Annotated in this window: 27 protein-coding genes; 5 read left to right on the top strand and 22 right to left on the bottom strand. The window is 35.0% G+C overall.

Features of this window, described 5'->3' with window-relative positions; translation table 11 throughout:
- From EYD45_RS01715 to EYD45_RS01685, 7 genes are all read right to left on the bottom strand, one after another.
- Complete coding sequence (locus EYD45_RS01715) at nt 1-1,164, bottom strand: sigma-54-dependent transcriptional regulator (protein ID WP_130962613.1); 1,164 nt, start codon at nt 1,162-1,164, stop codon at nt 1-3.
- Between the two features lie 3 nt (nt 1,165-1,167).
- Nucleotides 1,168-2,052, bottom strand: coding sequence for a DUF6268 family outer membrane beta-barrel protein (locus tag EYD45_RS01710; RefSeq protein WP_233702484.1), 885 nt, complete (start codon nt 2,050-2,052; stop codon nt 1,168-1,170).
- Between the two features lie 10 nt (nt 2,053-2,062).
- Nucleotides 2,063-3,001: a mechanosensitive ion channel family protein gene (locus EYD45_RS01705; RefSeq protein WP_130962612.1), complete on the bottom strand. Its 939-nt coding sequence runs from the start codon at nt 2,999-3,001 to the stop codon at nt 2,063-2,065.
- Nucleotide 3,002: 1 nt separating this feature from the next.
- The gene (locus EYD45_RS01700) at nt 3,003-4,316 is read right to left on the bottom strand and encodes an ABC transporter permease (protein WP_130962611.1); all 1,314 of its coding nucleotides are present in this window, start codon (nt 4,314-4,316) and stop codon (nt 3,003-3,005) included.
- A 4-nt stretch (nt 4,317-4,320) separates the two neighbouring features.
- Nucleotides 4,321-5,256, bottom strand: coding sequence for an ABC transporter ATP-binding protein (locus tag EYD45_RS01695; protein WP_130962610.1), 936 nt, complete (start codon nt 5,254-5,256; stop codon nt 4,321-4,323).
- 499 nt (nt 5,257-5,755) lie between these two features.
- Nucleotides 5,756-6,874 (bottom strand): molecular chaperone DnaJ, encoded by a 1,119-nt coding sequence (gene dnaJ / locus EYD45_RS01690; protein ID WP_130962609.1) that lies wholly within the window; start codon nt 6,872-6,874, stop codon nt 5,756-5,758.
- Between the two features lie 9 nt (nt 6,875-6,883).
- Nucleotides 6,884-7,447: a nucleotide exchange factor GrpE gene (locus EYD45_RS01685; protein ID WP_130962608.1), complete on the bottom strand. Its 564-nt coding sequence runs from the start codon at nt 7,445-7,447 to the stop codon at nt 6,884-6,886.
- A 169-nt stretch (nt 7,448-7,616) separates the two neighbouring features.
- Here EYD45_RS01685 and EYD45_RS01680 point away from each other — a divergent pair, with 169 nt between their 5' ends.
- Together EYD45_RS01680 and EYD45_RS01675 are read left to right on the top strand one after the other, a co-directional pair.
- Nucleotides 7,617-8,273: a YceI family protein gene (locus EYD45_RS01680; protein WP_130962607.1), complete on the top strand. Its 657-nt coding sequence runs from the start codon at nt 7,617-7,619 to the stop codon at nt 8,271-8,273.
- Nucleotides 8,274-8,444: 171 nt separating this feature from the next.
- A complete protein-coding gene (locus EYD45_RS01675) occupies nt 8,445-8,915 on the top strand; it encodes a hypothetical protein (protein WP_130962606.1) in 471 nt (156 codons plus the stop codon).
- Nucleotides 8,916-9,003: 88 nt separating this feature from the next.
- Here EYD45_RS01675 and EYD45_RS17060 read toward each other — a convergent pair whose 3' ends face one another.
- Nucleotides 9,004-9,306, bottom strand: a complete 303-nt coding sequence (locus EYD45_RS17060; RefSeq protein WP_317127923.1) for a fasciclin domain-containing protein — start codon at nt 9,304-9,306, stop codon at nt 9,004-9,006.
- Complete coding sequence (locus tag EYD45_RS17055) at nt 9,288-9,515, bottom strand: hypothetical protein (protein ID WP_317127924.1); 228 nt, start codon at nt 9,513-9,515, stop codon at nt 9,288-9,290. The genes EYD45_RS17060 and EYD45_RS17055 overlap by 19 nt, the downstream gene beginning before the upstream one ends.
- 127 nt (nt 9,516-9,642) lie before the next feature.
- Between EYD45_RS17055 and EYD45_RS01665 the strand changes: the two genes are divergently transcribed.
- Both EYD45_RS01665 and EYD45_RS01660 read left to right on the top strand, forming a co-directional pair.
- The gene (locus EYD45_RS01665) at nt 9,643-10,200 is read left to right on the top strand and encodes an RNA polymerase sigma factor (protein WP_130962605.1); all 558 of its coding nucleotides are present in this window, start codon (nt 9,643-9,645) and stop codon (nt 10,198-10,200) included.
- Nucleotides 10,197-10,973, top strand: a complete 777-nt coding sequence (locus EYD45_RS01660; RefSeq protein WP_130962604.1) for an anti-sigma factor — start codon at nt 10,197-10,199, stop codon at nt 10,971-10,973. The genes EYD45_RS01665 and EYD45_RS01660 overlap by 4 nt, the downstream gene beginning before the upstream one ends.
- A gap of 6 nt (nt 10,974-10,979) precedes the next feature.
- Here EYD45_RS01660 and EYD45_RS01655 read toward each other — a convergent pair whose 3' ends face one another.
- From EYD45_RS01655 to EYD45_RS01645, 3 genes are all read right to left on the bottom strand, one after another.
- On the bottom strand, nt 10,980-11,885 hold the full coding sequence (locus tag EYD45_RS01655) for a TIGR01777 family oxidoreductase (protein WP_130962603.1): 906 nt from the start codon (nt 11,883-11,885) through the stop codon (nt 10,980-10,982).
- A 139-nt stretch (nt 11,886-12,024) separates the two neighbouring features.
- Nucleotides 12,025-12,705 carry a tRNA (5-methylaminomethyl-2-thiouridine)(34)-methyltransferase MnmD gene (gene mnmD, locus EYD45_RS01650; RefSeq protein WP_130962602.1) on the bottom strand — a complete coding sequence of 227 codons (681 nt, stop codon included), beginning with the start codon at nt 12,703-12,705 and terminating at the stop codon, nt 12,025-12,027.
- Nucleotides 12,706-12,905: 200 nt separating this feature from the next.
- Entirely contained in the window at nt 12,906-13,409 is a 504-nt protein-coding gene (locus tag EYD45_RS01645; protein ID WP_130962601.1) for a DUF4920 domain-containing protein, read from the bottom strand.
- 91 nt (nt 13,410-13,500) lie between these two features.
- On the opposite strand from EYD45_RS01645, the gene EYD45_RS01640 reads away from it, so the two are divergent.
- Complete coding sequence (locus tag EYD45_RS01640) at nt 13,501-14,565, top strand: branched-chain amino acid aminotransferase (RefSeq protein ID WP_207303279.1); 1,065 nt, start codon at nt 13,501-13,503, stop codon at nt 14,563-14,565.
- Nucleotides 14,566-14,680: 115 nt separating this feature from the next.
- Here EYD45_RS01640 and EYD45_RS01635 read toward each other — a convergent pair whose 3' ends face one another.
- The 10 genes from EYD45_RS01635 to EYD45_RS01585 all read right to left on the bottom strand — a co-directional run bounded on the left by EYD45_RS01635 (nt 14,681) and on the right by EYD45_RS01585 (nt 24,614).
- Nucleotides 14,681-15,067, bottom strand: coding sequence for a pyrophosphohydrolase domain-containing protein (locus EYD45_RS01635; protein WP_130962600.1), 387 nt, complete (start codon nt 15,065-15,067; stop codon nt 14,681-14,683).
- A 386-nt stretch (nt 15,068-15,453) separates the two neighbouring features.
- A complete protein-coding gene (locus tag EYD45_RS01625; protein ID WP_130962598.1) occupies nt 15,454-15,927 on the bottom strand; it encodes an Hsp20/alpha crystallin family protein in 474 nt (157 codons plus the stop codon).
- 226 nt (nt 15,928-16,153) lie between these two features.
- Nucleotides 16,154-16,717, bottom strand: coding sequence for a DUF4251 domain-containing protein (locus EYD45_RS01620; RefSeq protein ID WP_130962597.1), 564 nt, complete (start codon nt 16,715-16,717; stop codon nt 16,154-16,156).
- An 88-nt stretch (nt 16,718-16,805) separates the two neighbouring features.
- Complete coding sequence (locus EYD45_RS01615; RefSeq protein ID WP_130962596.1) at nt 16,806-18,107, bottom strand: MFS transporter; 1,302 nt, start codon at nt 18,105-18,107, stop codon at nt 16,806-16,808.
- 13 nt (nt 18,108-18,120) lie between these two features.
- Nucleotides 18,121-19,173: a glycosyltransferase family 9 protein gene (locus EYD45_RS01610; RefSeq protein WP_130962595.1), complete on the bottom strand. Its 1,053-nt coding sequence runs from the start codon at nt 19,171-19,173 to the stop codon at nt 18,121-18,123.
- Nucleotides 19,173-20,552: an NAD(P)(+) transhydrogenase (Re/Si-specific) subunit beta gene (locus EYD45_RS01605; protein ID WP_130962594.1), complete on the bottom strand. Its 1,380-nt coding sequence runs from the start codon at nt 20,550-20,552 to the stop codon at nt 19,173-19,175. The genes EYD45_RS01610 and EYD45_RS01605 overlap by 1 nt, the downstream gene beginning before the upstream one ends.
- Nucleotides 20,552-20,860, bottom strand: a complete 309-nt coding sequence (locus EYD45_RS01600; RefSeq protein WP_130962593.1) for an NAD(P) transhydrogenase subunit alpha — start codon at nt 20,858-20,860, stop codon at nt 20,552-20,554. Before EYD45_RS01600 ends, EYD45_RS01605 begins: the two co-directional genes overlap by 1 nt.
- A gap of 4 nt (nt 20,861-20,864) precedes the next feature.
- Nucleotides 20,865-21,965, bottom strand: a complete 1,101-nt coding sequence (locus EYD45_RS01595) for a Re/Si-specific NAD(P)(+) transhydrogenase subunit alpha (protein ID WP_130962592.1) — start codon at nt 21,963-21,965, stop codon at nt 20,865-20,867.
- Between the two features lie 232 nt (nt 21,966-22,197).
- Nucleotides 22,198-23,043, bottom strand: coding sequence for a DMT family transporter (locus EYD45_RS01590; RefSeq protein ID WP_262708591.1), 846 nt, complete (start codon nt 23,041-23,043; stop codon nt 22,198-22,200).
- A gap of 17 nt (nt 23,044-23,060) precedes the next feature.
- On the bottom strand, nt 23,061-24,614 hold the full coding sequence (locus EYD45_RS01585) for a DEAD/DEAH box helicase (RefSeq protein WP_130962590.1): 1,554 nt from the start codon (nt 24,612-24,614) through the stop codon (nt 23,061-23,063).
- Nucleotides 24,615-24,828 lie beyond the last annotated feature (214 nt).

Genomic DNA, 24,828 nt, shown 5'->3' with positions numbered 1-24,828 from the left:
TTATTTTGAAGCGAATAGTTTTACATCTTGTTCGCTAACTTCTGCGCCACCTAAGATAATCAATCGTTCTACAACGTTGCGCAATTCTCTAATATTTCCTGTCCAGTCATAATTCTGCAACAGCTTAATCGCCTTATCAGAAAAACTTTTTTGAGCAGTACCTTGTTCATCTGCGATTTTATTTGCAAAATGATTCACCAACAACGGAATATCGTCGCGTCTTTCATTTAGTGCTGGTACCTTAATCAAAATAACTGCTAAACGATGGTATAAATCCTCTCGGAACTTTCCCTCCTCAATCTCCTTCTTTAAGTTTTTGTTTGTTGCAGCGACTACGCGTACATCTACTTTTATGTCTTTATCGCTACCTACACGTTGTATTCTACTTTCTTGGAGCGCACGTAAAACTTTTGCCTGTGCAGAAAGACTCATATCCCCTATTTCGTCTAAGAAAATAGTACCACCATTGGCCGCTTCAAACTTACCGGCTCTATCCTTATTGGCACTTGTAAACGCACCTTTTACATGACCAAACAATTCACTTTCAATTAATTCACTAGGTATAGCGGCACAATTCACTTCAATCATCGGCCCTTTTACACGATCGCTTTTTTCATGTAACCAATGTGCCACCAGTTCTTTTCCCGTACCGTTAGGCCCAGTTATCAAAACCCTAGCGTCCGTTAGCGCTACTTTATCAATCATATCCTTGATTTGGGAAATCGAGTCGCTCTCCCCTATCATCTCATATTTCTTACTAACCTTTTTCTTCAGGATTTTGTTTTCAACAACAAGCTCCTTTCTATCTAAAGCATTTCTAACAGTATTTAATAATCTGTTTAAATCTGGTGGTTTTGAAATATAATCATAGGCCCCTAAACGCATTGTGTTTACTGCCGTATCCAGGTCACCATGACCAGAAATCATCACAATAGGCGTTTCGGGCTTTATCTTTTTTGTGGCCTCTAGCACTTCAACACCATCCATTTTTGGCATTTTAATATCGCAAAGCACTAAATCAAAATCGTCTTTCTTTAGTTTATCCATTCCAGCCAACCCATCCTCAGCTTCTTCAACTGTGTAAGTATCACTTTCTTCAGAAAGAATTTTAACTAATACGCGCCTTATGGCCGCTTCATCTTCAATAATTAATATTTTAGGCATATACTAAATTTTAAATTTTATTCCGGTTCTTAAATAAAACGCATTTATTTCGTCTAATTTAAAAACTTCATCTCTATTTTCATTACGTAAAACGTTATTTAATCTAAACGTATATCCAGTATACAAATATCCTACCAAATGTTTAGAAAATAAATATTCATACCCTAATCCTCCTACTACAACGGATAACGAAATATGGTCGATACTTTGTCCATTAATAACTGAAGGCTCTTGCAAATGTGCCAAATATCCATCTAAACCAATGAAGGCCTGTATATCATTTCTATCGTCAACGGCATACTTAATATTTGATTTTGGCACACCAGCGTTAAAACTCCATTTATCATTAATCTGCCTAAAATAACTCACAAAGGGTAATGGGAAAGGAATTCCTGTTGTAGCATTATAAGTAAGCCCTAATATTAGTCTATAAGGACGTTTAAGAGAGGTATCATCTCTTCTATCGTTAATAACAAATAATCCACCATTTAAAAAGATATCGTCTGACACAATACTTTTGGTAAGTGTAGAGGCAATTCGTGGGTTAAACTTCATACCTATTCTCAAATTCTCGTTCCACTTAAACGTATAACCCAAGTTTAAGTCTATTATATGAATCCGTCGTAAGCCAGCAGTATTAAAAGGATAGTTTTCTTCTAAATTTAGTATAACCCTATTATATTCAGCACCTACAACTAGATATGCATCTTTTTTTATTTCAATAGGGTAATTAATTAAAGCGCGTAGTCGGTTATAATCATCTTCAGATTTGCTTTGTGGAATGAATGAATATTCAAGTCTTGCCAGGTCAGTTAATTGGGTGTGACCTAGTTGGATTATACATAAGAAAACAAAAAAACACAATAACCTTGTTAAACGATATGACATAAATGTTTTCTTATGGATTTTCTGAGGGTTTTGAAATAATATGAATATCGCGTTGTGGAAATGGAATTTTAATGTTGTTATCTCTAAATAGACGGTTTATTTCAAATCTTATATCACTTTTGGGAATAACACCTATAAAACTATCATTAAGGGTAAAGATTAGCCTGAATTCTAAGGCGCTATCTCCAAAGTTTTCAAACAAAACCAATGGTGCCGGATGGCGCAACACCATTTCATGAGAGTTTGCTGCTTTAAGTAATAGTTTTTTTACCAACTGCACATCACTGCCATAGGCTACACCAACTGATACACTTTCCCTAGTGACCTTACCGTTTTGTGTCCAGTTATATAAACTATTTGTAAGGTACTGATGATTTGGGATAATGAGCACTTTGTTATCAATTGTAACTGCCCTTGTGGTTCGGAGTTTTATTTCTTCTACACGACCTACTTTTCCCTCCAACTCAACAATATCCCCGACCTGTACAGAGCGGTCAATCAAAATAAAAATTCCAGAAATGATATCTTGAAAAAGCGTTTGTAGAGCTAAACCAACACCTATTAATAATACAGCAGAAGCTGCAAAAATAGCGGTTACATTAAAACCGATGGCATCTAGCACCACCAATATAACGATAAGATATATTATCCATCTTGTAAAGGAAAACACGGTATTGAACTTCACTTTGTCCTCATCGGGCAATCTTTTGGTAACTAACTTTTTTATCCATCTTAATAAAAAAGTGGTTAAAATCATTACCAAAACTACAAGAAGTAAATACTTTACTCTTAGCACAATTTGATGAGCATCTGCTCCAGTACCATAGGTAAAATCTACGATTTTGAAATCAAGAAACTCCTGAATAGCCTGTCCAAAGGAAGTGCCTTGCAGAACCTCCTCGATTGGGCCAACCTCATTCTGTATGTTATCTTTTGATGTCTCCTGCATCTTAATATTTAATCCACTTTAAAAGTTCTTTGTATGTAGGCTTTTTACCATACATCAAAATTCCAACCCTGTAAATTTTAGCGGCAATCCAAACCGTAAACACAAAAGTTCCAATCAATAATGCTAAAGATAGCAATTGTTGCCAAATGGGTACTCCAAAAGGTATGCGCATAAGCATTACAACAGGAGAGGTAAATGGTATAAACGAAAATACGGTGGAAACTGTACCGTGAGGATCTTCAATTACCGTGAAAATTCCGATGTAAACGGCCAAAATTAAAGGCATAATGATGGGCAGCATAAACTGTTGTGTGTCTGTCTCATTATCAACAGCAGCACCAATAGCAGCATAGAGTGAACTATACAGCAAATAACCACTTATAAAAAAGAAGATAAAGGCAATAATCAAATTGGTTAGAGGCAAATTAAAAAATCCCTGCATAGCTTCTTGAATTTTGGTATTAACTTCTGGGTTTTCCATGGCTTGCTGAATAGCGGCTTGCTGCGGCGTTTGCATTTGTGCCATATCAATACCAAAAATAGCTGAAACCACAAATAGTAATATGCTACCTAAAATTAGCCAAATCGCAAATTGAGTTAATCCGGCTAAAGAAGTACCAATAATTTTACCCAACATTAATTGTACTGGCTTCACAGAAGACACAATAACTTCTATAATCCTGCTAGTTTTCTCTTCTATAACGCTTCGCATTATCATATTTCCATAGATAATGATGAACATGAATAATAAATATCCAGCAGCCCCACCAAAAATTAGCTTTATGATACTATCTGTTTTAGAGGAGGTTTCGCCAACAAAATTCTCCTGAAAAATATCTACGGTTACTTTTGAATCTTTAATCTTATCAATATCAATACCTACATTTTCGTAGTTGATTAGGGTTAAGTGCCTTTCTAGTTTATTTTCCAATTTAGAAATCACAGTTAATGAGGGTGATTCCTCTGAGTAGAACTTTATATTTTCTGAAAGTTCCTTAACATTTTCAATATCTTTTATATGAAGTAAACCATAGCCAGAGGTCTCCGTTACCAATGTTTTTGCATCTTCAAGGGACATCCCATCAAGTTTGTTATAAGTAGTATTATCTGTGCTTTCGAATATATCCTTAACCTTACCTGATTCATCCAAAATCGAAATGGTTCGCACCTTGTCATTATTTAATTGAGACAAATACGCCACAACACTTATAAGCGCTATCATGATGATAGGGCTTAAAATTGTCATTACAATAAATGACTTGTTTTTTACCTTAGATAGGTACTCGCGTTTTATAATAAGAGGAAGATGATTCATGCTACTATTGCAAATTATTTTCAGTTACCGTTTGAATAAAAATATCGTTTACACTTGGAATTAACTCTACAAAATGAGAGACCTCTCCTTTTGAGGTTAAATAGTTCAATAAATCATTAGAACTTTGATTTCCATTGAGTTGAATATTCAATTTTAACTCATTACTTAAAGTTTTAAAATTCGCTGGCTCAGTTTTAAACTTGTCTGAAAGTTCTTTTTCCAAGGCACTATTATTAGCTGTATTTACACCAATCTCAAATGTATTAGACTTGTAAGCACGCTTTACATCCAAAATCTTACCATCTAAGATTTTATTGGATTTATGAATCAATGCAATATCGTCGCAAAGCTCTTCAACGGATTCCATACGATGTGTCGAAAAAATAACTGTTGCACCATTTTCCCTTAGTCGTAAAATCTCATCCTTAATTAAATTGGCATTAATGGGGTCAAAACCAGAAAATGGCTCATCAAAAATTAGAAGTTTAGGTTCATGCAATACAGTAACCACAAACTGTATTTTTTGAGCCATTCCTTTTGATAGTTCTTGGATTTTCTTATTCCACCAATCCCCAATATCCAATCTATCAAACCAATATTTAAGGCGTTCTTTTGCAACCGATTTGCTTAAACCTTTTAATTGCGCCAAATACAACGCCTGCTCACCTACTTTCATAGATTTGTACAACCCGCGTTCTTCAGGGAGATAACCAATATCTTTTATATGAGATTCGTTTAGCGGCTCGCCGTCAAGAACCACGGTGCCCGAATCTGGTAAAGTAATTTGGTTTATAATTCGGATTAAAGTGGTTTTTCCTGCCCCATTAGGCCCTAAAAGTCCGTAAATACTACCTTTTGGCACTGAAATAGAAACATTGTTTAATGCTATAAAATCTCCAAATTTCTTACTAGCACCATTAACTTCCAATAGCTTATCCATTCACAATTTTTAATTAAAAGAAATGTAAAGATATTAAATGTATATGAGTCCGTTAAATTGAAAACAAGTAAATTATTTAGGGAAAAATTGACAAGCAATAGCATTTGTTTCGGTTTTTCTAATTTAAAATTTTGAACTGCAGAAAAACACTTAAAAGTACCATAATCACTAGCTTTTGTTACAAAAACAAAACCCACCCTTAATTAAAATTAAGGATGGGAAAAAAATTGCTATGAAAAAGAAAAATTATCACTAATGTTAATTAGCGATAATCAAAGATAGTTTTTTTTTCTTAACTAATAGCAAAACTATTAAGATAAGTTGCACCTTACATAAAAAAATTCCATTTTACTACAGAATTTTTTAATCCATTACATTATCTTCAATCTTCTTATTAATTTTCAATAAAAAACGAAGTTAATTGCCTTAATGTTTACATGTTCAAGCGCATGTGCTAAATCTAAAAAGTGCTTAGAACCTTTGTTTCGCAAAAGTTTTTTTAAGAAAACATATCCTTCACTTTTTCGAAGAACGATTTATCTGAACTTGCGGGCTTTGGGGAAAAATGGTCATCTTCAAGCATCTCCTCAAAAAACTCTTTTTGCTGTTTATTTAATGTTTTAGGTGTCCAAACATTTACATGCACTAACAAGTCACCCTTTCCATAACCATTCAAACTAGGAATGCCTTTTCCGCGCAAGCGTAAAATTTTACCAGATTGTACACCAGCTTCAACCTTTATACGCACTTTACCCGTTACGGTATCAATTTCTTTTGAAGTTCCTAAAACTGCTTCGGGAATACTTACGTACAAATCATAATGCAAATTATCACCTTCACGTTGCAAACTGGGATGGTCTGCTTCTTCTATTGCCACCAATAAATCTCCTGAAATACCATTTCCAGGAGCTTCATTACCTTTTCCTGAAACTTTTAGTTGCATACCATCAACCACGCCTGCAGGAATCTTTATTGAAACCGTTTCTTCTGCAACTTTTAAACCTTGCGCATCAGCATCCGATGGCCTATTGTTAATTGTTTGTCCAGCCCCACCACAAGTGTTACATGGTGCAGAGGTTTGCATTCTACCTAAAATAGTGTTAGTAATTCTAGTTACCTGCCCTGTACCTTGGCATGTAGAACATGTTTTGTAAGTTGTTCCAGGGGCTTGAACTTTTCTTTTTACTTTTATTTTCTTTTCAACACCATTGGCTATTTCTTCTAAAGTCAACTTTACACGGATACGAAGATTGCTCCCCTTTACACGACGTTGACCACCGCCGCCGCCAAAGCCAGAGAAACCGCCACCACCAAAAGCACCACCAAAAATATCTCCAAACTGACTGAAGATATCATCCATATTCATACCGCCGCCGCCAAAGCCACCGCCGCCCTCAAAGGCTTGGTGTCCGAACTGATCGTAACGCGCTTTTTTATCAGGATCGCTTAATACTTCATAAGCCTCAGCTGCTTCTTTAAATTTAGCCTCGGCCTCTTTATCGTCTGGGTTTTTATCAGGATGAAACTCAATTGCTTTTTTTCTGTAAGCCTTTTTTATTTCACTGGCACTTGCCCCTTTACTAACCCCTAAAACTTCGTAATAATCTCTCTTTGCCATAATTTTGTTTTATTGCCCAACTACCACCTTTGGAAAACGAATAATGGTATCTCCCAATTTATAGCCTTTCTCAACTACATCAATGATTTTTCCTTTTAAATCATCGCTTGGTGCAGGGATTTGGGTTATTGCTGTGTGCACTTCTGCGTCAAACGTATCCCCTTGTGATACTTCACAAACTGATAATCCTTTTTTCTCTAAGGTAGACAACAATTTTTGATAAATTAAGAGCACACCTTTGCGTAATTCTTCTGCCTCTTTATCTTCTTCTATATGTAAAAGTGCCCGTTCAAAATCATCAAGTACCGGTAATAACTCAAGCATTATTTCCTTCCCTGCGGTTTTAAATAGTTCTATACGCTCTCTTGAAGTTCGTTTCTTATAGTTTTCAAACTCAGCAAACAAACGCAAAAACTTATCCTTTTCACTTTGAAGCTCTTCTTTTAGCTTGTCTTCCGCAGATAATTCTTCACTTACATCTTGGTCTTGTTGTTCTTCAACTGCCACAGCTTCGTCCTTCAATCCGTTGGCTTGTTCTTCTTTTATATCTTTTGCTTTATTCTTTTTACTCATCGCGCATGTAATTAATACTACTCATTTTTGAGTTGGCAAAAGTACTGCCATTATTATTAAAATGCCATATTGTCATTAAAAAAAATAACAAATATTTTGTTTAACTTTTAATTTATAAAATAAAACAAATTTGCTATTTTTGTCGCTTAACACTAAAACTGATTATAAAATGAAAAAGAATTTTAAAACAATATTGTTTATGAGTGCTTTAGCCATCGCACTTGTAGGATGTAAGGATAAAGCTAAAGAAGCGGAAACCTCTGATGCTAAGGCAGCTGCAGAAGCTGAAGCAACTGCTACAAAATATGTTGCTGATGCTGAGGCCTCTACCATTGAATGGAAAGGATTCAAACCAACTGGTACCCACAACGGTACAATCAAATTAGATTCTGGTACTTTTAAAATCAGTAATGGTAAAGTGGAGAGCGGTTCTTTTCTAATTAACATGGGCTCTATTGCTGTTTTAGATATTCCAGCTGATGATGAAAAGAATGGGAAGCTGAAAGGACACTTAACTAGCGCTGACTTTTTTGATGTTGAAAAATTTCCAAACGCAGCTTTTGAAGTAACTGGTATAAGTGAGGCTGAAGGAAAGACGATGCTTTCTGGTAATTTAACTTTGAAAGGTGTAAAAAACAACATTACGTTTCCTGTTTCGGTTTCTGAAAACGAAAACGGCGTAGCGTTGACCAGTGAATCATTTACAATTGACCGCTCTAAGTGGAATGTACAATATGGTTCAAAGTCGTTTTTTGATGATTTAGGTGATAAGTTTATTAATGATGATATTGAATTAAAAATAAATCTCGTTGCAAAAAAAGCTTAAATACGAGTAGTGACTAACTCAAATTAATTGTAAAAACCATCTTGCGAAAACAGGATGGTTTTTTTAATTCTTATAAACAGTAATAGGTCTTTTTAATACATTGTTTTGATATTTCAACCCATTTGACGCAACTAATTACTTAATCCTGTATCTATCGTAAAAATATTTGTTATGAAAAAAATCTATTTTCTTGTAATTGGGCTTTTCTTTTTAAATGTAGCTATCGCACAAAAGCAAGCCATAAAAATCACCAACTTAAAAACCGCCAAAGAAAAAATAATCCAAGAAAATAAAAGAATAAAAGTAAAAACATTACACGGCAGTGAAATTAAAGGTCGATTCATGATAGAAGACGATACCATCATTTCTATAGATGGTGTTCGAGTGGATTTGATCGATATAGAGGAATTAAAACGAAACCCGCTTCTAACCTCTATTCTTACCTCTGGATTCCTTATTTATGGTGGTATATTAGTTGCTGGTAGTGCAACTATCGCTGGAATATTTGTTGACTCTACCGCTTTCTTATTAACATTGCCAGCCGCTGGAATGATCTATGCTGGAATAAAATCGCCAAATTTCAATAAAAATCATAAAAAAGATAAAGGCTGGAGATTTGAAATAGTCATAAAACCGGATTAAATCAAGCTAAAAAAGACCAGTACAATTATTGATATAAAAAAAGCGCCCTATATAGAGCGCTTTCTTTTTCATAGCAGTTTCTTCCCAATTACTTAGGCATCACTACGCTATTAATCACATGAATAACACCATTACTCCCCATCACATCTGTCATTATTATTTCACTGTAATTTCCGTTTTGGTCTTTCAACCATATTTTACCATCTTTTTGCTTTACTGTTAATTTTTGGCCATTTAGCGCCTCAAGGGTTACCATGCCTTTATTTTTATCCAATGCTGCAACTACTGCTTCTGCATCTAATTTTCCAGCCACAACGTGATATGTTAAGATGTTTGTTAACGCTTTTTTGTTTTCAGGCTTCAATAAAGAGTTTAAAGTGTTGGAATCAATTTTCCCAAAAGCGTCATTGTTTGGTGCAAATACTGTAATGGACCGTCGCCTTGCAACGCTCCAACCAAATCTGCCGCTTTTAATGCCGCCACTAAGGTTGAGAAATCTTCGTTTCCAACGGCAACATCCACAATTGTTTTTTGAGCTGAAGCAAATTGACTCACTGTTAACGCTACTACTGTTGTTAAAATAAAAACTAACTTTTTCATAATAATTATATTTTTTGGTTAAACTAAAATGCACTTTCTTTTTTTTTGAAGCGCTTTCAGTTATATTTACACAGGTTTATTTCCTCCGGATGAACCTTATCCTTTTTTTGGGAAATCTTTAACATTTATGCAGAACGATACCGCACTTATTTCTAATCTTAAAAACAAAGATGAAGCTGCGTTATCTCAACTTTATGATGCTTATGCGCCGGCTATATATGGTGTCATTATACGGATGTGCAAAGATGAGCAGCACGCCCAAAATATATTACAGGACACCTTCTTAACTATTTGGGAGAAATCGCACCAGTACAACCCTGATAAAGGAAAATTTTATACTTGGGCTTACCGAATTGCAAAAAATAAAACCTTAAATTTTTTACGAAAGGATAAAAAGCTCATCCAAACTGAGGATTTGAGTGTATATAAGGATAAAGAGGAATCAATTACAGATAATGGCGACTATTTACAACTTAAAGGCTGTTTAAAACAATTGGAACCACATCATCAAAGAGCTCTCGAGTTAGTTTACTTTAACGGTTTAACGCACCGAGAAGCGCATGAAGAAATGGATGTGCCACTAGGAAGCTTTAAGTCTTACATAAAACAAGCTTTAAAAAAGCTCAAGTTGAGTTATGACAAAGCGATTGTATGGTTCTTGATTTTAATTGAAGTGATACGATGATGGACAAAGCCTACATACTAGAAAACGGCATTATAGAGCAGTACCTATTGGGTGAGTTGTCTGCTGAAGATGAGTTGTCCTTAGAACGTCTATTAGCTGAAGATGAGGAGTTGATGGCAAGATTTAAAACCATTGAAGCGAGTTTTGAGTCCTTGGCTTTTGAAAATGCCGTTAATCCACCAAAACAAGTTAAGGAACGCTTGATGAACTCTGTAAAAGGTTCTGAAACCAAGGTTGTATCATTACCAAAGCAAAATCCATTTAAAAATTATTTAGCAATGGCTGCTAGTGTAGCTGCAGTTTTATTGATTGGAAGCATTTGGATGTACTCGCAATTAAATAAAACCAATAAGCAATTACAAATTGTTGAAGAACAAAACTCTCAACTTTTAGAAGACCTCAATGGTTTAAAAGGCAACTTAGAAACTACTACTGCATATTTGGATATATTAAACTCAGCTGAAACCAAACAGTATATATTAAAGGGTAACGCGCTTTCGCCTGAAGCTAAAGTGGTTAGTTATGTTAACCATAAACAAAAATCCGTTATTGTAAATACAGTAGACTTACCAAAACTAGATAATGCACATAATTACCAAATGTGGGCAGATGTTGATGGAGAAATGATAAACATGGGCGTTATTAAAAAAGACGGACCGCTTTTAGCTATGAATTATATTGAAGATGCAGCGTCTTTAAATATTACTATTGAGCCCGCTGGTGGAAGTGACCATCCAACTGTTTCTAGATTGATTACTAATGTTTATTTGTAATATTTTCTATCCTAGTAAATCTTTAAGAGCGCGCTGGAGTTGGTGAAACTCAAATTGAAACCCTTTGCTCTCAATTTTTTTAGAACTTACACGCTGACTTTCAAACAAGATAATGTGCATTTCTCCCAAAACTAATTTCATGAAAAACTTTGGGATATTTGGCAGAAACAAAGGTCTCCGTAATACCTTGGCCGCTGTTTTTGTAAGCTCGTTATTTGTTACTGGGTTTGGCGCAACACCGTTGTAAACACCCTCCAGTTGTTGCTCTAAAACGAATAAAAATATATGTGCTAAATCTTCAATATGAATCCAAGATTGCCACTGCTTGCCACTTCCAAAAGCAGCACCAACGCCAAACTTTATAGGCTTTACTATTTCCTTTAGCGCACCACCTTTATCGGATAGCACCAGACCAATTCTAACTTTAGATACTTTAATTCCTAATTCAGAAAAACCATCAACAGCTTTTTCCCAGGCCTTAACTACTTTACCCAAAAATGAATCGCTTAATTCTTTATGCGTTTGATCGTAATAATTGGTTAAAGAATCAGGATATACGCCAATAGCACTTGCAGAAACAATCTGTTTAATGCCATGAGTTTCTCCTTTTAAGGAATCTATCAATAGCTGGGTAGTTTCTACCCTACTATCAATCACCTCTTTTTTATAGCTATCTGTCCATCGCTTTGAAATGGAAGCACCAGCCAAATGGATGATAGCATCTACGTTTTTAAAACAACCTGAATCGATGTCACGAGTTTCAGGATTCCAATAAAAGCCTTGATAATTTTCGTCTTGAGAGATTTTAGATTTGCGAGTCGTCAAGTAATTAACCTGTATGCCTTTTGCATGACACAGCTTTACTATTTCCTGTCCAACCAATCCCGTTGCTCCTGTTATTAAAACACGCATTTCCTTTTTTTATAAAATTACAAAAAGGTAAAGCCTAAGTATTAAAGTTTAAGTTAGGTTTAACAGAAATATAGATGATAGGATATTGATGAAGGTTAATCTGTAACATAAACACCATGAATCAAGTTGGCCATTAAAACTATTTAGTTGCACGAAGCATCTCACGTTTCCCTGGCGGCCCTGGTAATCTTTCAACTGTAAACTCCACTGCTTCCATTGCACGACGCACACTTCCTTTTGCTGCGTAAGTTACTAATACACCGTTTTGTTTTAAGGCTGTATACATTATTTTAAAAATAGCTTCTGTCCACAACTCTGGTTGTACTCTCGCCCCAAATGCATCAAAATAGATAAGATTGAATGCGTTAACGTCATCAATTTTATCAAACATTTTTTGCTGTTTGGCTAATGTAAAGTGCCTACTGATGCGGTGCTTATCTTCCCATGAACAATTATGTAGCATTTTGAATATTTGATCTTTACCCTCTTGTTTTAATTCTGAAGTGTAATTGAGTAGTTCAATTTCCTTATTTGAAACAGGATAACCCTCCACACCAACATAATCGATTTTGATATTTGAATTCTCAGTTTCCAGATAGGTTATAAAGGCATTTAACCCTGTACCGAAGCCTATTTCTAGGATGGCAATTTCTTGAGATTCTTCGCTTCGCTCTGAATGACAAAAATGATGCAGGCCATGTTTTATAAATACGTGATACGCCTCTTGAATGGCACCGTGCTTGGAATGGTATTGTTCATTCCAATCTGGTAGATGAATGGTTGAAGATCCATCCGCAGTAGTAATGATTTCTCGTTTCATTTATTGGTTTGATTTTGAAGCCAATTAGTCTGCAAGTACTCTTGTAGTTATTGCTGGCCAATGCATTGGCAAATAGGTGCGCTAGAGATTGAATACTTCGATTGCGCTCAGCACAGGCTACATTTGGAGCTCCTCGCAGAGAGCGACTTGTGAAAGCCCGACCCCGCTTAAAGCGGAGTAGCGTCTAAAAAAATAAACCTTTATTGCGCTACTAAAACGCCATCGGCCTCAAAAGAGTATGTTTTTTTGGGCTCGGTAATGGCTGCAATTTCTTCGGCTGATTTTCCCGCATCCTCAGCATAGTGGCGTTGCTCGTCTACCGACACTTCTTTTACATAAGCTTTACCGTTGATAACTACTTCTTTTCCAGCGATATCCTTGGGTACAAAAAAGCCATAATCCTTAAATTTTACCATAACTTCTTTGTTGTTGCCTATGTCCAAGGTCATCCAACAGCCCTTAGCTTGACATACCTTGGTAACTTTTGCCTTCATTTTAGAGTCTATACTATCGCCTTGTTGCATGGTTTCGTAATGTGCCGCCATAGATTTTGCAATTACAGCATCATTTGCAACTATTTCTTTACCAAATGAAGCGTAGGCTATCTCTTCTTTTTGAATGGTTTCAGTATTTGTTTCCTTAGATTTATTCTTGCAAGAACTAAGTGTTAAAGTGCAGATTATCAATAGTATTACTAATCTCATGACGTGAAAATTTTAATTTTAAAGCATTTGTGTAAATATACCGCTTTTTTGAAAATGAATTTTATAAATTTGTAGGCTAAACTGATGCAATATGAGTACTATAATCAAGGATATTGAGATTATAAAAACAAAAGCTACCAAAATTAATGAAGTAGATTTTGACAATTTAAAGTTTGGAAGCGTGTTTTCTGACCATATGCTTGTATGTGATTATAAAGATGGTAAATGGCATGCACCTAAAATTATGCCTTATCAACCTTTAACTTTAGATCCTTCTTCAAAGATTTTCCACTATGGGCAATCGATTTTTGAAGGTATGAAGGCATACAAGGATGAGGATAGCAACGTTTGGTTGTTTAGACCTGAAGACAACTGCAAGCGTTTAAATATTTCGGCTAAACGTATGGCGATTCCAGAATTGCCAGAAGACTATTTTATGGATGGCTTGGTCGCTCTGTTGCAATTAGATAAGGCTTGGATTCCAACAAACGAGGGCAGCTCGCTATATATTCGCCCATTTATTTTTGCATCTGGAAATGGTTTTCATGCCTCACCTGCTGACGAATATAAATTTATTATATGTACGGCGCCTTCAGGCTCATATTTCTCTGGCGAAGTAAAGGTGTTAATTGAAGAAAAATATTCCCGTTCTGCAGATGGTGGAGTTGGTTTTGCAAAAGCTGGTGGTAATTATGCTGGTCAGTTCTACCCTACTCAATTAGCTAAAGCTAAAGGGTATCAGCAAGTTATTTGGACAGATGACCATAAGCATGAATATATTGAAGAGGCTGGAGCAATGAATATTTTTGTTCGTATTGGTGACACCTTAATTACTGGACCAACAAGTGATAGAATTTTGGACGGAATAACCCGTAAAAGTATCATTCAATTAGCGGAAAGCGAAAATATTCCTGTTGAAGTTAGAAAACTTACGGTTACCAAAGTTGTTGAAGCTGCTAAGAATGGCAACTTAAAAGAAATGTTTGGCGCAGGTACTGCTGCAGTAATATCACCAATAGCTGGCTTTGGCTATAAAGGTGTAGATTATGATTTACCGAAACTTGATAAGCCTTACGCTGATTATTTAAAGAAAAGAATAACGGATATTCAAACCAATAAATCTGAAGATCCTTTTGGTTGGCGATATAAGGTGTAGATCCTATACTATCTTTTCCAAAGGGAAAACGATACTCAAACATGTGAAAAAAGAGAAGCCAAAATTGCTTCTCTTTTTTTATCATCTTAATGCCTAATTCTGTAGGTTTTAGAATTTACTTCTCTAAAATAGCTTCTATATTGGGCTTAAAGTAATTTGGCCCTTTAAGGACTTTACCGTCTTCACGATAAATAGGTTGTCCGTTCTCACCTAGTTTACTCATATTACTCCGTTGTATTTCATCAAACACTTCTTCTATTTTATATTGAAGTCCGTGTTCTATAATTGTTCCGCATAAAATATATAGCATATCTCCTAATGCGTCTGCCACCTCGACCAAGTCGTTGTTGTTGGCCGCATCTAAATATTCCTCATTCTCCTCGCGCATTAATTTATAGCGCAACATATTTTTTGCTAATCCTAAATCTGCTTTAGGTGTTTCTCTATGTCCAATTTTAAATGCGGTGTGAAATGCTTTTACAGCTTCAATTTTATTTTTCATAAACTAGTTTTTGTCATTTCCACATTCGTGGAAATCTCGTCATTATTCTTAAATTTGCATAAAAATAGCCATATGTTTAGTAAAGGTCAAATCATTTTTGGAATTATCTTTTTTATCGTCTTTGCAATTATTATTGGCTACACCTATCGCAAGGATTTAAAGTTACATAAACGTTTTTATGCTGGTAGTATTTGGATACTTATCGCTTTTATAAGTTTTATACTTTTTATTAGTGCTATAAAGTTTTTGTTGTAGAGTAAACCTTTTATGCCGAAGTTAATCTTTACCCTTATTTATTCAGACAAAACTCATTAAAACAAAATATTACGTATAAAAAAAGAGGCCAATAGAGCCTCTTTTTTAATCAAATCCTAATTTTCTACTAATTACGAAATCTTAATAGTTCTTGCTGGCTTTTGTTTAGCCTCTTCTCTTTTTGGAAGTTGGATACTCAAAATACCATCTTCGTACTTCGCTTTAATTTTACTGTCCTCAATTGAATCTGGTAAAGTAAATGTTCTTCTAAAAGAAGCGTAACCGAATTCTTTTCGAGTAAAGCTATCCTCAGTATTTTCATTCTCTACTTTCTTTTCTGATGAAATTGATAGGACATCATTATCTAAATCAATATTGAAATCCTCTTTCTTCATTCCAGGAACTGCCATGTCTACAAAGTAATCATCTTTAGTTTCGCGAATATTTACTTTGGGTAAAGATATTCCAGTATTGAAATTATTGGATAACACCGTTGGGAAGGTGTCAACATTAAATAAATCGTCAATCCAATTTGACCAACCTCTGTGACTTAAACCAGTGTTTTTGTGATCTCCATTTTTAGAAACATTCATTAGTGAGCTCATAATATTATAATTTTTAAGTTAAACTTTAAATTTTCTTTTAATTATGAAGTTTTATACTTCAGCATCCAAGAAGCAAATGGAGTACCAAAAACAAATACTAACGGAAATGACAGTTTATAAAGGAAATTATTAATAAAAATATGCCATAATGACATTTAATATAGTTAAAATAATGACATATTGACATTAAAGTGAAAGTAAATGAAAATGAAATGTATCCAGTTATCTAAGACTGATCGTCTTTTGTTTTGGTAATAGGGCCGAAATTTCCCGTATATCTTATAAAAAATCGAGATGGACTTCTTAGGTAAATCTCACTGTTCAAATTAGGAAATAGGGTTATAATAACATTAAAGTTTTCAGCATTGCTTTTTGCCGAAAAGGAAATTATTTTTCTATTATTCTTTCCTTCTTCAACTTTAAAATCTTCCATTACCCCATTAAACTCTATAGCACTATCAGTACCGCCATAACCAACTTGCATTTGTCGTTCCCCAAAATAAGGTAAGTACGATGTTACACTATCTCCTTTAATAGTCAAAAAATTAGCATTACCAATTAAATTTATAGCGCCACCATTATTATTAGGCCACATTAACATAGAGTTTAAAACCTGTGTCATGGCATTGGTAAGCTGCGGATAAGCCCAATCCGATTCTACTGTGAATTCTTGTGAAGCAACCAAATCTCTAAATTGTTTTTCTTCTTCAGGAGATAATTGGACTTTCGAAGATTTGCAGGAAATAATCAACCCAACCAAAATAAATATAACTAAACCGTACCTTTTCATCTTTCTCAAATTACCGAAAATTACAAAAAAATAGAAATGAATACTTATAATAAATAGTTAAAACCTGCATTTACAATGAACTATACACTTACTGCGGATTCTTAACTTTAGCAGATGCCAAAATTAAGAATAGCAAAAAACCTCCTGTGAGATAACCAATGTTGGCATATGTGCCAAGTGTTGTATAACAGTAACTAAATAAACTTGGGGCAATAGCACTTGCGATAACCAAGAAGCTCATAGCCTTTCCTGTAATTGCACCTAAATGTTTTCTCCCAAAATATCTTGGCCATGTTACCGCATTAACCACCGCAAACAATCCACCATATACACCTAAACCTAGAATTAATGCATAAACACCAATAGTATAACTTAAAAAATATAGACCTACGGACGCCAGAACACCCGAAAAAAGCATAATATATAAATATACTTTATGTTGAATGTAATCACTTAAAACATTGCCTAAGGTTGATATAATCACAGCAATTACTGAAATTGGCAAAAACACAGCTATAGCTTGAGTTCTAGAATAATCTTGACTTTCAAAAATTGAAACAACATGAAACGTAAAACCTGTAACAAAAAAACTATTGAAAGCTAAAGCTAGAGCAATCATCCAAAAAGCACGGGTTTGTTTAGCTTCTTTTAAAGTGAAGTGTATTTCAACACTATTCGTTTTAGAAATTTTACGCTTTTTGGATGTTCCATCTGGGATAAAGCCAAAATCCTCTGGATTATTTCTATAAAATTGAATGACACAAACGCTAAAAATGATAAGGCAGAGTGCCAATATTTGCCACGACACTTCCCAACCATAACCATCAATAAGGTAGTTTATGAACAGTGGCGCACTTGAAAAACCTAATGACACCGTAATGCTGCTTATAGCATTTATCTTACCTCTATTTTTATCAAACCACATCATAATCATGTTACGGGATGACATGGTGAGTACGCCTTGACCAAAAAAGCGTATTAGAAAAAATAAAAAAGTGATGAGGACAAAAGGTATCATCCAAGAGTTACTGTTGCATATATTACTTATGCTTTCACTTATAATAACAGATTTTGAACATAACAATAACGAAACCCCTAAAAAGAATGCCGAAAAAAAAGCCACGTAGCGTGCCCCAAACCTATCAAATAGTACACCTGCCCTAGCCACAAAAAAAGCGCTTAATAGCGTGCCAAACATATAGGCATTACTAAACTGGTTTCTGGACAGACCCAAGGCATCTTTTACGGGGTCGGTGAATAGAGATACCCCTACTGTTTGCCCAGGAATACTAGCCAATACACCAATGCTTCCAAAAAACAGCACGACATAACCATAAAAAAACGGTACTTTTTTAGGGTTAATAAAAGAGAATCTATTTGGGTTTTTCACAGGACTTTATCTTTTATCTTGAAAGAATCTTGCTAATTTCCTCAATACAGTCCTCCTGAGACTTTACCCCTGTATGTAGCGCCACACTACCATTACCGTAAGGCCCATATATAGCCTGATTATCTCTTGAAAACAAACCTACTGTTGGCGTTAAAGCGGCGCTTGCCAAATGCATAACACCGTTATCAGCAGCTATAAAAATGGAAGTGTTAGCAATAATGCCACCCATTTCACGAATATCTTTGCTATAAAAATTGGGTGCTTTAAAATTTATTTTTGAAATGTTCTCAATAGGCAACATCTCTATAATATTATATGTTTCAGCAAAGTTTTCTTTTAATTTTGAATAAAACAATTCCCACCATTCTTCAGAATAGCATTTATTCCCAGTAGCATTGGTGTAAATACAAATGGTAGGTTTTCCATTCTTATTCAAATCATTCAAAATATGTTTACCACCCTGAATCTCTTCTTTTGAGAGTTTCAAGTTCAAAACTGGAAGTGAACTATTATTTCTGGGATACCCTAATTTTGAAAGATAGCGTCTCAGATTGTAAACTGGGTATTTAGAAATATGTAAATAGTCGTCATATGTGTTTTGAATTTCCTTATGCACGTCACCAAAAACCTTTAGAGGCGCTTTTGCTAAATTAGTCAGCAATCTGCCCGAAGAAGAGTCTTTATCACCATTAATCACCATATCGTATCGCTTGCGCTTGATAGAAATCCAACACATAGCATAACTAAACAGATTACTGAATGGTTTTCGTGGTAATTTGTATATTTTATCAATACTATCATATTTTTCAAAAACCGGAAAAGCCACACCTCCTTTGGCAAATAAGTCTATTCTGCAATCGGGAAAGGTGTTCTCAACCTCTTGAACCAATGGTGTAGTTAGTAACTGATTTCCCAAACGATGATTTGGCCTAATAATCAGCACTTTTTTAATATCAATAGTCTTCCCTAACTCTGCAGTAGGCTCCAAATACGAGCTCCCTACCCTTTTGGTAAGGGCATTCATTACCAGTCGTCGCTTTTGGTTAATCCAGCTTTTAAAGCTCATTACATGTTTTTAAGTTCACTGACTAATTCAGTTAGTGCAGCTTTGGCGTCACCAAACAACATTGAAGTTTTAGAATTAAAAAACAATTCGTTTTGAATACCTGCATAACCTGCATTCATACTACGTTTGTTAACCACAATATGCTTAGCGTTTTCAACATCTAAGATAGGCATTCCGTAAATAGGACTGGAAGGATCGTTATGCGCTGCGGGATTCACAACATCATTTGCACCTACTACCAACACAACGTCTGCATTTGTAAATTGCGGGTTAATATCTTCCATTTCCACCAACAAATCATAATCTACATTAGATTCGGCCAATAACACATTCATGTGCCCCGGCATTCTCCCCGCAACAGGATGTACGGCATATTTTACATTGACGCCTTTATCCGTTAAGATTTCCTCTAACTCATGAATCACATGTTGTGCTTGAGCCACAGCTAATCCATAACCCGGAACAATGATAACATTTGTTGCATAGTTCATCATTATTGCAGCATCACTAGCTGTTGTCTTTTTAATGGTGCCTTGAGTTTTACTTCCGCCTTCAACAGCATCTTCTCCTCCAAAAGCACCAAATATTACCGAAGCTAACGTTCTATTCATCGCTTTGCACATTGCCACTGTTAATATTATTCCGGCAGACCCTACCAAAATACCGCCAACAAGCATCACCATATTATCGTATAAAATTCCAGTAATAGCAGCAGCTATACCGGTGAGCGAGTTTAATAACGAAATCACAACGGGCATATCTGCACCTCCGATTGGCAGCACAAATAAGATACCGTAAACCAAACCTCCAGCTAAAACACCATAAGTGAATAGCTGACTATGATTTCCTGAAACTATCATAAATACAGCTAAAGCAATAATACCTAAAAAGAAAATATTGTTTACAAGATTGTACTGTGGAATTTTTACAACACTTTTTAGAGAACCATTAAGTTTTCCCCAAGCTATTAAACTCCCAGAAAACGTAATGGCACCAATAATGATACCCGAAACTATAGTTATGGCTTGAAGTGAATCTTCAACATTTTTACTAAACTCTACCAAACCAATTAGCGCAGCACTTGCACCACCAAAACCATTAAATAAGGATACAAGTTCTGGCATTTTCGTCATTTCAACTTTTATGGCAATTAAATAACCTATAATTGAACCTAAGGCTATGGCTACACCAATAAGAATATAAATGATTGGAGCTACCTTCAAATCATGAATAAATATGGTTCCTAAAATAGCCAATACCATTCCCACAGCAGCTATCATATTACCGCTTTTGGCTGTATCAGGATGTCCAAGTCGTTTTAAACCTACTACAAACGTTACCGTTGCTATCAAATAAATTACGCTTAATAAAACACTCATTACTTTCTCTTTTTAAACATTTGTAACATTCTATTGGTAACAGCAAAACCACCAACAACATTTATTATTCCAAGCACAACAGCTATAAAACCTAAGGTTAATGCCAAATAATTCTCCGGATCGGAGTGTAGCATCACTAAAATGGCCCCCACGATTACAACACCACTTAAGGCATTGGCTCCAGACATTAAAGGTGTATGCAACACCGCAGGAATACTTTTTATAACTTCAACACCAACAAAAATGGCTAAAATGAGTATGTAAACAATCTGTAGATTGTCACTAATAAATTGAATGAATGCGTTCATAATTTTATGTGTTTCGGATAACTCCGTCTTTTACAATTAAAGTATCATTTGTTATTTCTTCATCTACATCCCACTTGAATTTTGCATCTTCGGTTAGGTGCACAAGAAAATTGTAGATGTTTTTGGCATAGAGCTCACTAGCGTTTGTAGACACACTTTCTGGCGCGATAGTCGTCCCTATAATCTTAACACCATTTACTAGGACTTTTTCATTTAGCTTACTCAATTCGCAATTGCCTCCTTGAGCGGCAGCCAAATCAATAATTACTGCACCATTTTTCATCTGCTCTACCTGCTCTTTTGTAATTAATGTAGGTGCCTTTCTTCCTGGGATATTGGCGGTTGTAATTACCAAATCCGCCTGAAATAAAGATTTATTTACTGCTTCTTTTTGTTTATTCATATAATCCTCTGAGGCTTCCTTCGCATACCCGCCTTCGGAAGTTTCGCCCTCATTATCTACGGAAATAAATTTGGCCCCAAGAGACTCTGCTTGTTCCTTAGTTTCACTTCTTATATCAGTGGCCTCAACAACTGCTCCAAGTCGTTTCGCAGTGGCAATGGCTTGCAATCCAGCAACACCAACACCAAATATTAACACTTTTGATGGGGTAATGGTTCCTGCAGCCGTCATCATCAATGGAAAAATCTTGGTCATTTCATAGGCGCCTAAAATCACGGCCTTATAGCCTGCTAAGTTATTTTGCGAACTGAGGACATCCATATCTTGGGCTCTCGATATCCGCGGCATTGCATCCATAGAAAATGCTGTCGCCCCTTTTTTTTCTATAGATTCTATTAATTCTGGATTTGATTTGTGATACAACTGGCTAATTAGAATATGCCTTTCATCAACCAATTTTAAATCCTCTTCATCAAACGGATTAATCTTAATAAGTACATTAGCCTCTTTAAAAACGACGCCACGCTTCTCTATGGAAGCTCCTGCTTCTTTAAAATCTGAATCTTTGTATGATGAATTTGCTCCAGCAGATTCTTCAATAATGACTTCGAAACCTTTCTCAATTAATTGTTTAGCAATATTGGGAGATAGCGAAACCCGGTTCTCACCTTTTTGAGTTTCCTTTAGAATACCAATTTTCATTTTGGTGGTTAGTTTGTTTGTGGTTTTTTTAACAAAAAATTAAGAAACAAATATAGCCAAAAGTGATTAGTATTCATCTTGATGTGACTTGGAAAAAAAACTTTTTACGAAAAGTTTAATATTAGCTATTTTTAGTTGAAAAGCTTTTAACGATATATGAAAAGTAACGCATTTTAGCCATCTCAAAAAATAGAACTCAGATTGAAATATAGATAAAAACAACTCACCCTATTTATTCAAGTGTTTTTGATTTGTACGTTACATTAAGCACAAGCCCAGTAATTATCAAAGCTATCCCCAACAAACTCCAGAACGAGTATACTTCACTAAATAAAGTAACACCTAGCAACAATGTAAAGATTACCTCCAAATATTTAAAAGGTGCGATTTGATTTGTTTTTACAATTTGAAATGCTTTCGTCATATAAACTTGCCCAAAGTATCCAAAACAACCTAAACCAAATACCAAAAACCAATCCTCTCCTTGAGGCATTACCCAATCATTGATTGACAAAACGCCACCAACAATAGTTGCTATTACCATAAAATAATTAACAATAATAACGGGATGTTCACTCTTGCCTATTTTGCTAATAACAACATAAACTAAACCACTAAAAATCGCAGAAATAAAAATGAGCATCAAACCATAAGCACTTAGTGAGGTATCAAGTCCTTTTAAAACAATAACACCTGAAAACGCAATTGCAAAAAACAACCACTGTATAGGTTTAATACTTTCTTTTAATAAAAGAACAGCAAAAATACCTGCAAATATAGGAGCCATATAGCGTAAAGAAACTGCGGTGCCAATAGGCAAATACTTTGTAGACATAAAAAACAGCGCCATAGAAGTAACGCCAACGATGCCTCTTAGCACCAGTAACCCTCGTTTTTTCCCTAATAGCGGTATCTTATTTTTGAATAGAAATGTAAATGTAAAAAACAAGCAACTAAAGGCTCTAAAAAAAACAATTTGAAAGGCATTCATGTTTTCTAGGTGCTTTACTATCCCATTCATACACGCAAAAGATAGCGTGCTAATAATCATGAATGTTATCGCTTTTTTAAGCTCCAATAAATTATGATAAAATATTATTCTTTAGGTGCGTAACCATGAATTTCTTCAAACACCTCGTCAAAATTTACTCTTAGATAAGAATTTAGTTTTTTTCGGTAATCACCTCGAAGCCATTCCACAAAATTATGGGTACTCTTACTAATGCATTTAGTGTAGCGCTTAATCCTGAAATCAATGTCATCACCCAATTTTTTTGCTAATGCAATAGCATCGTACACATCCTCGCTATTTTCAATGCAAATCTTAGCGTGTTGTGCTATGGAACGTTCAAGTACCACTTTTGTAGATTCGCCAGATCTCACAGCATCCACATAAGTTTTTTGAATATCAAAATACACATCTTCAGAATTGCCAAATTCCGCCCGTAAGTCATCTGGCATTTCATACCTAAAATTACTTTCTAGCTCCTCATCACTTAATAAGGAATCCAAATAATAATTAGGAGACTTAAAAATACGTTGCCAATCAAGATTATCGCCCCAAGGGCCAAATCTGTGGAAGTTGTTACCTAAATCAATAACTTGAAAGGTGTCTTTATTTTCTAAAACACGAGAACCACGACCAATCATTTGATAGTATAACGTTAATGATTTTGTTGCTCTGTTTAGGATGATACTTTCTACTGTTGGTTCATCAAATCCCGTGGTTAGTATACTTACCGAAGTTAAGATAGCGTCAGGCGTTTTTTTAAACCACTTTAAAATCATAGCACGCTCTTTCTTCGTATTTGTATTATCCAAGTGCGCTATAGGATATCCTGCTCTTCTAAACGTATCGTATACATGCAATGATGTATTGATCCCATTATTAAAAATCAAGGTTTTTTTACCTTTTGAACGTTCTTCATACGCCCTTAATAATTTGGAAAGCATATTGTCGTCGGTATACAAATCCTCTGAAGATTTTACCGTGTAATCCCCATTTGCTCCAACGACCAAACTGGTTAAACCAACGTTGTAACTAAACATTTCTGCTCGAGCTAAAAACCCGCGCTTTATAAGAGATTCAATCGATTCTCCAACAATAAGTTCGTCATAGTTATCCGTCATCGGTAATTCCATACTAGAACTTAATGGCGTAGCTGTAACACCAAGAACAAAAGATTGACTGAAGAATTTAAATAATTTGGTAAACGAATTGTAGTGGGCTTCATCAATAATTACCAAACCAATATCAGAAATATCTAATTTATCATCATTTAAGCGGTTATTTAAGGTTTCAACCATAGCCACGAAACAACTATATTCTGCCTGATCGCTTAAATCTGCTTTACTATCTACCACTTTATTTACCACACCAAATTCGGTAAGCATATTAGAGGTTTGCTTACATAACTCAATACGGTGTGTCATCACCAACACCTTTTTCTTTTTGGTGTTTAAATATTGACGCACAATTTCAGAGAAAATAACTGTTTTCCCGCCTCCCGTGGGCAATTGATATAGTAAATGATAATCCGACGGAGATTCTTCAAATGCCGTAAAAATCTTGTCTATGGCACCTTTTTGATAGCTGTATAACTCTTTTCCGGTTTTCCTTTCTAGCAGTTCAGTTTTCGAAATTGACATACGTGTAGTTTGGTAAAATGCAAAAGTAACATCTTTATTGGGTTTATTAAAGCGGTTTTTTTTAAAGTTATTCAACCAATTGTTGATAATAATTTCAGTTTCAAATGTTAAAAAAAAATCAAAACTGAAAAAAAGTGTAACAAATGAACTTACTTTTATTCTAATGACGTATCACAAAGAATTATTGGTTAACTATTTAAAAACTTATCATTAA

Origin of the sequence: Hyunsoonleella flava (assembly GCF_004310325.1) — a bacterium.
Taxonomy (GTDB): Bacteria; Bacteroidota; Bacteroidia; order Flavobacteriales; family Flavobacteriaceae; genus Jejuia; species Jejuia flava.
This window is presented reverse-complemented; position numbering and strand designations above follow the sequence as displayed.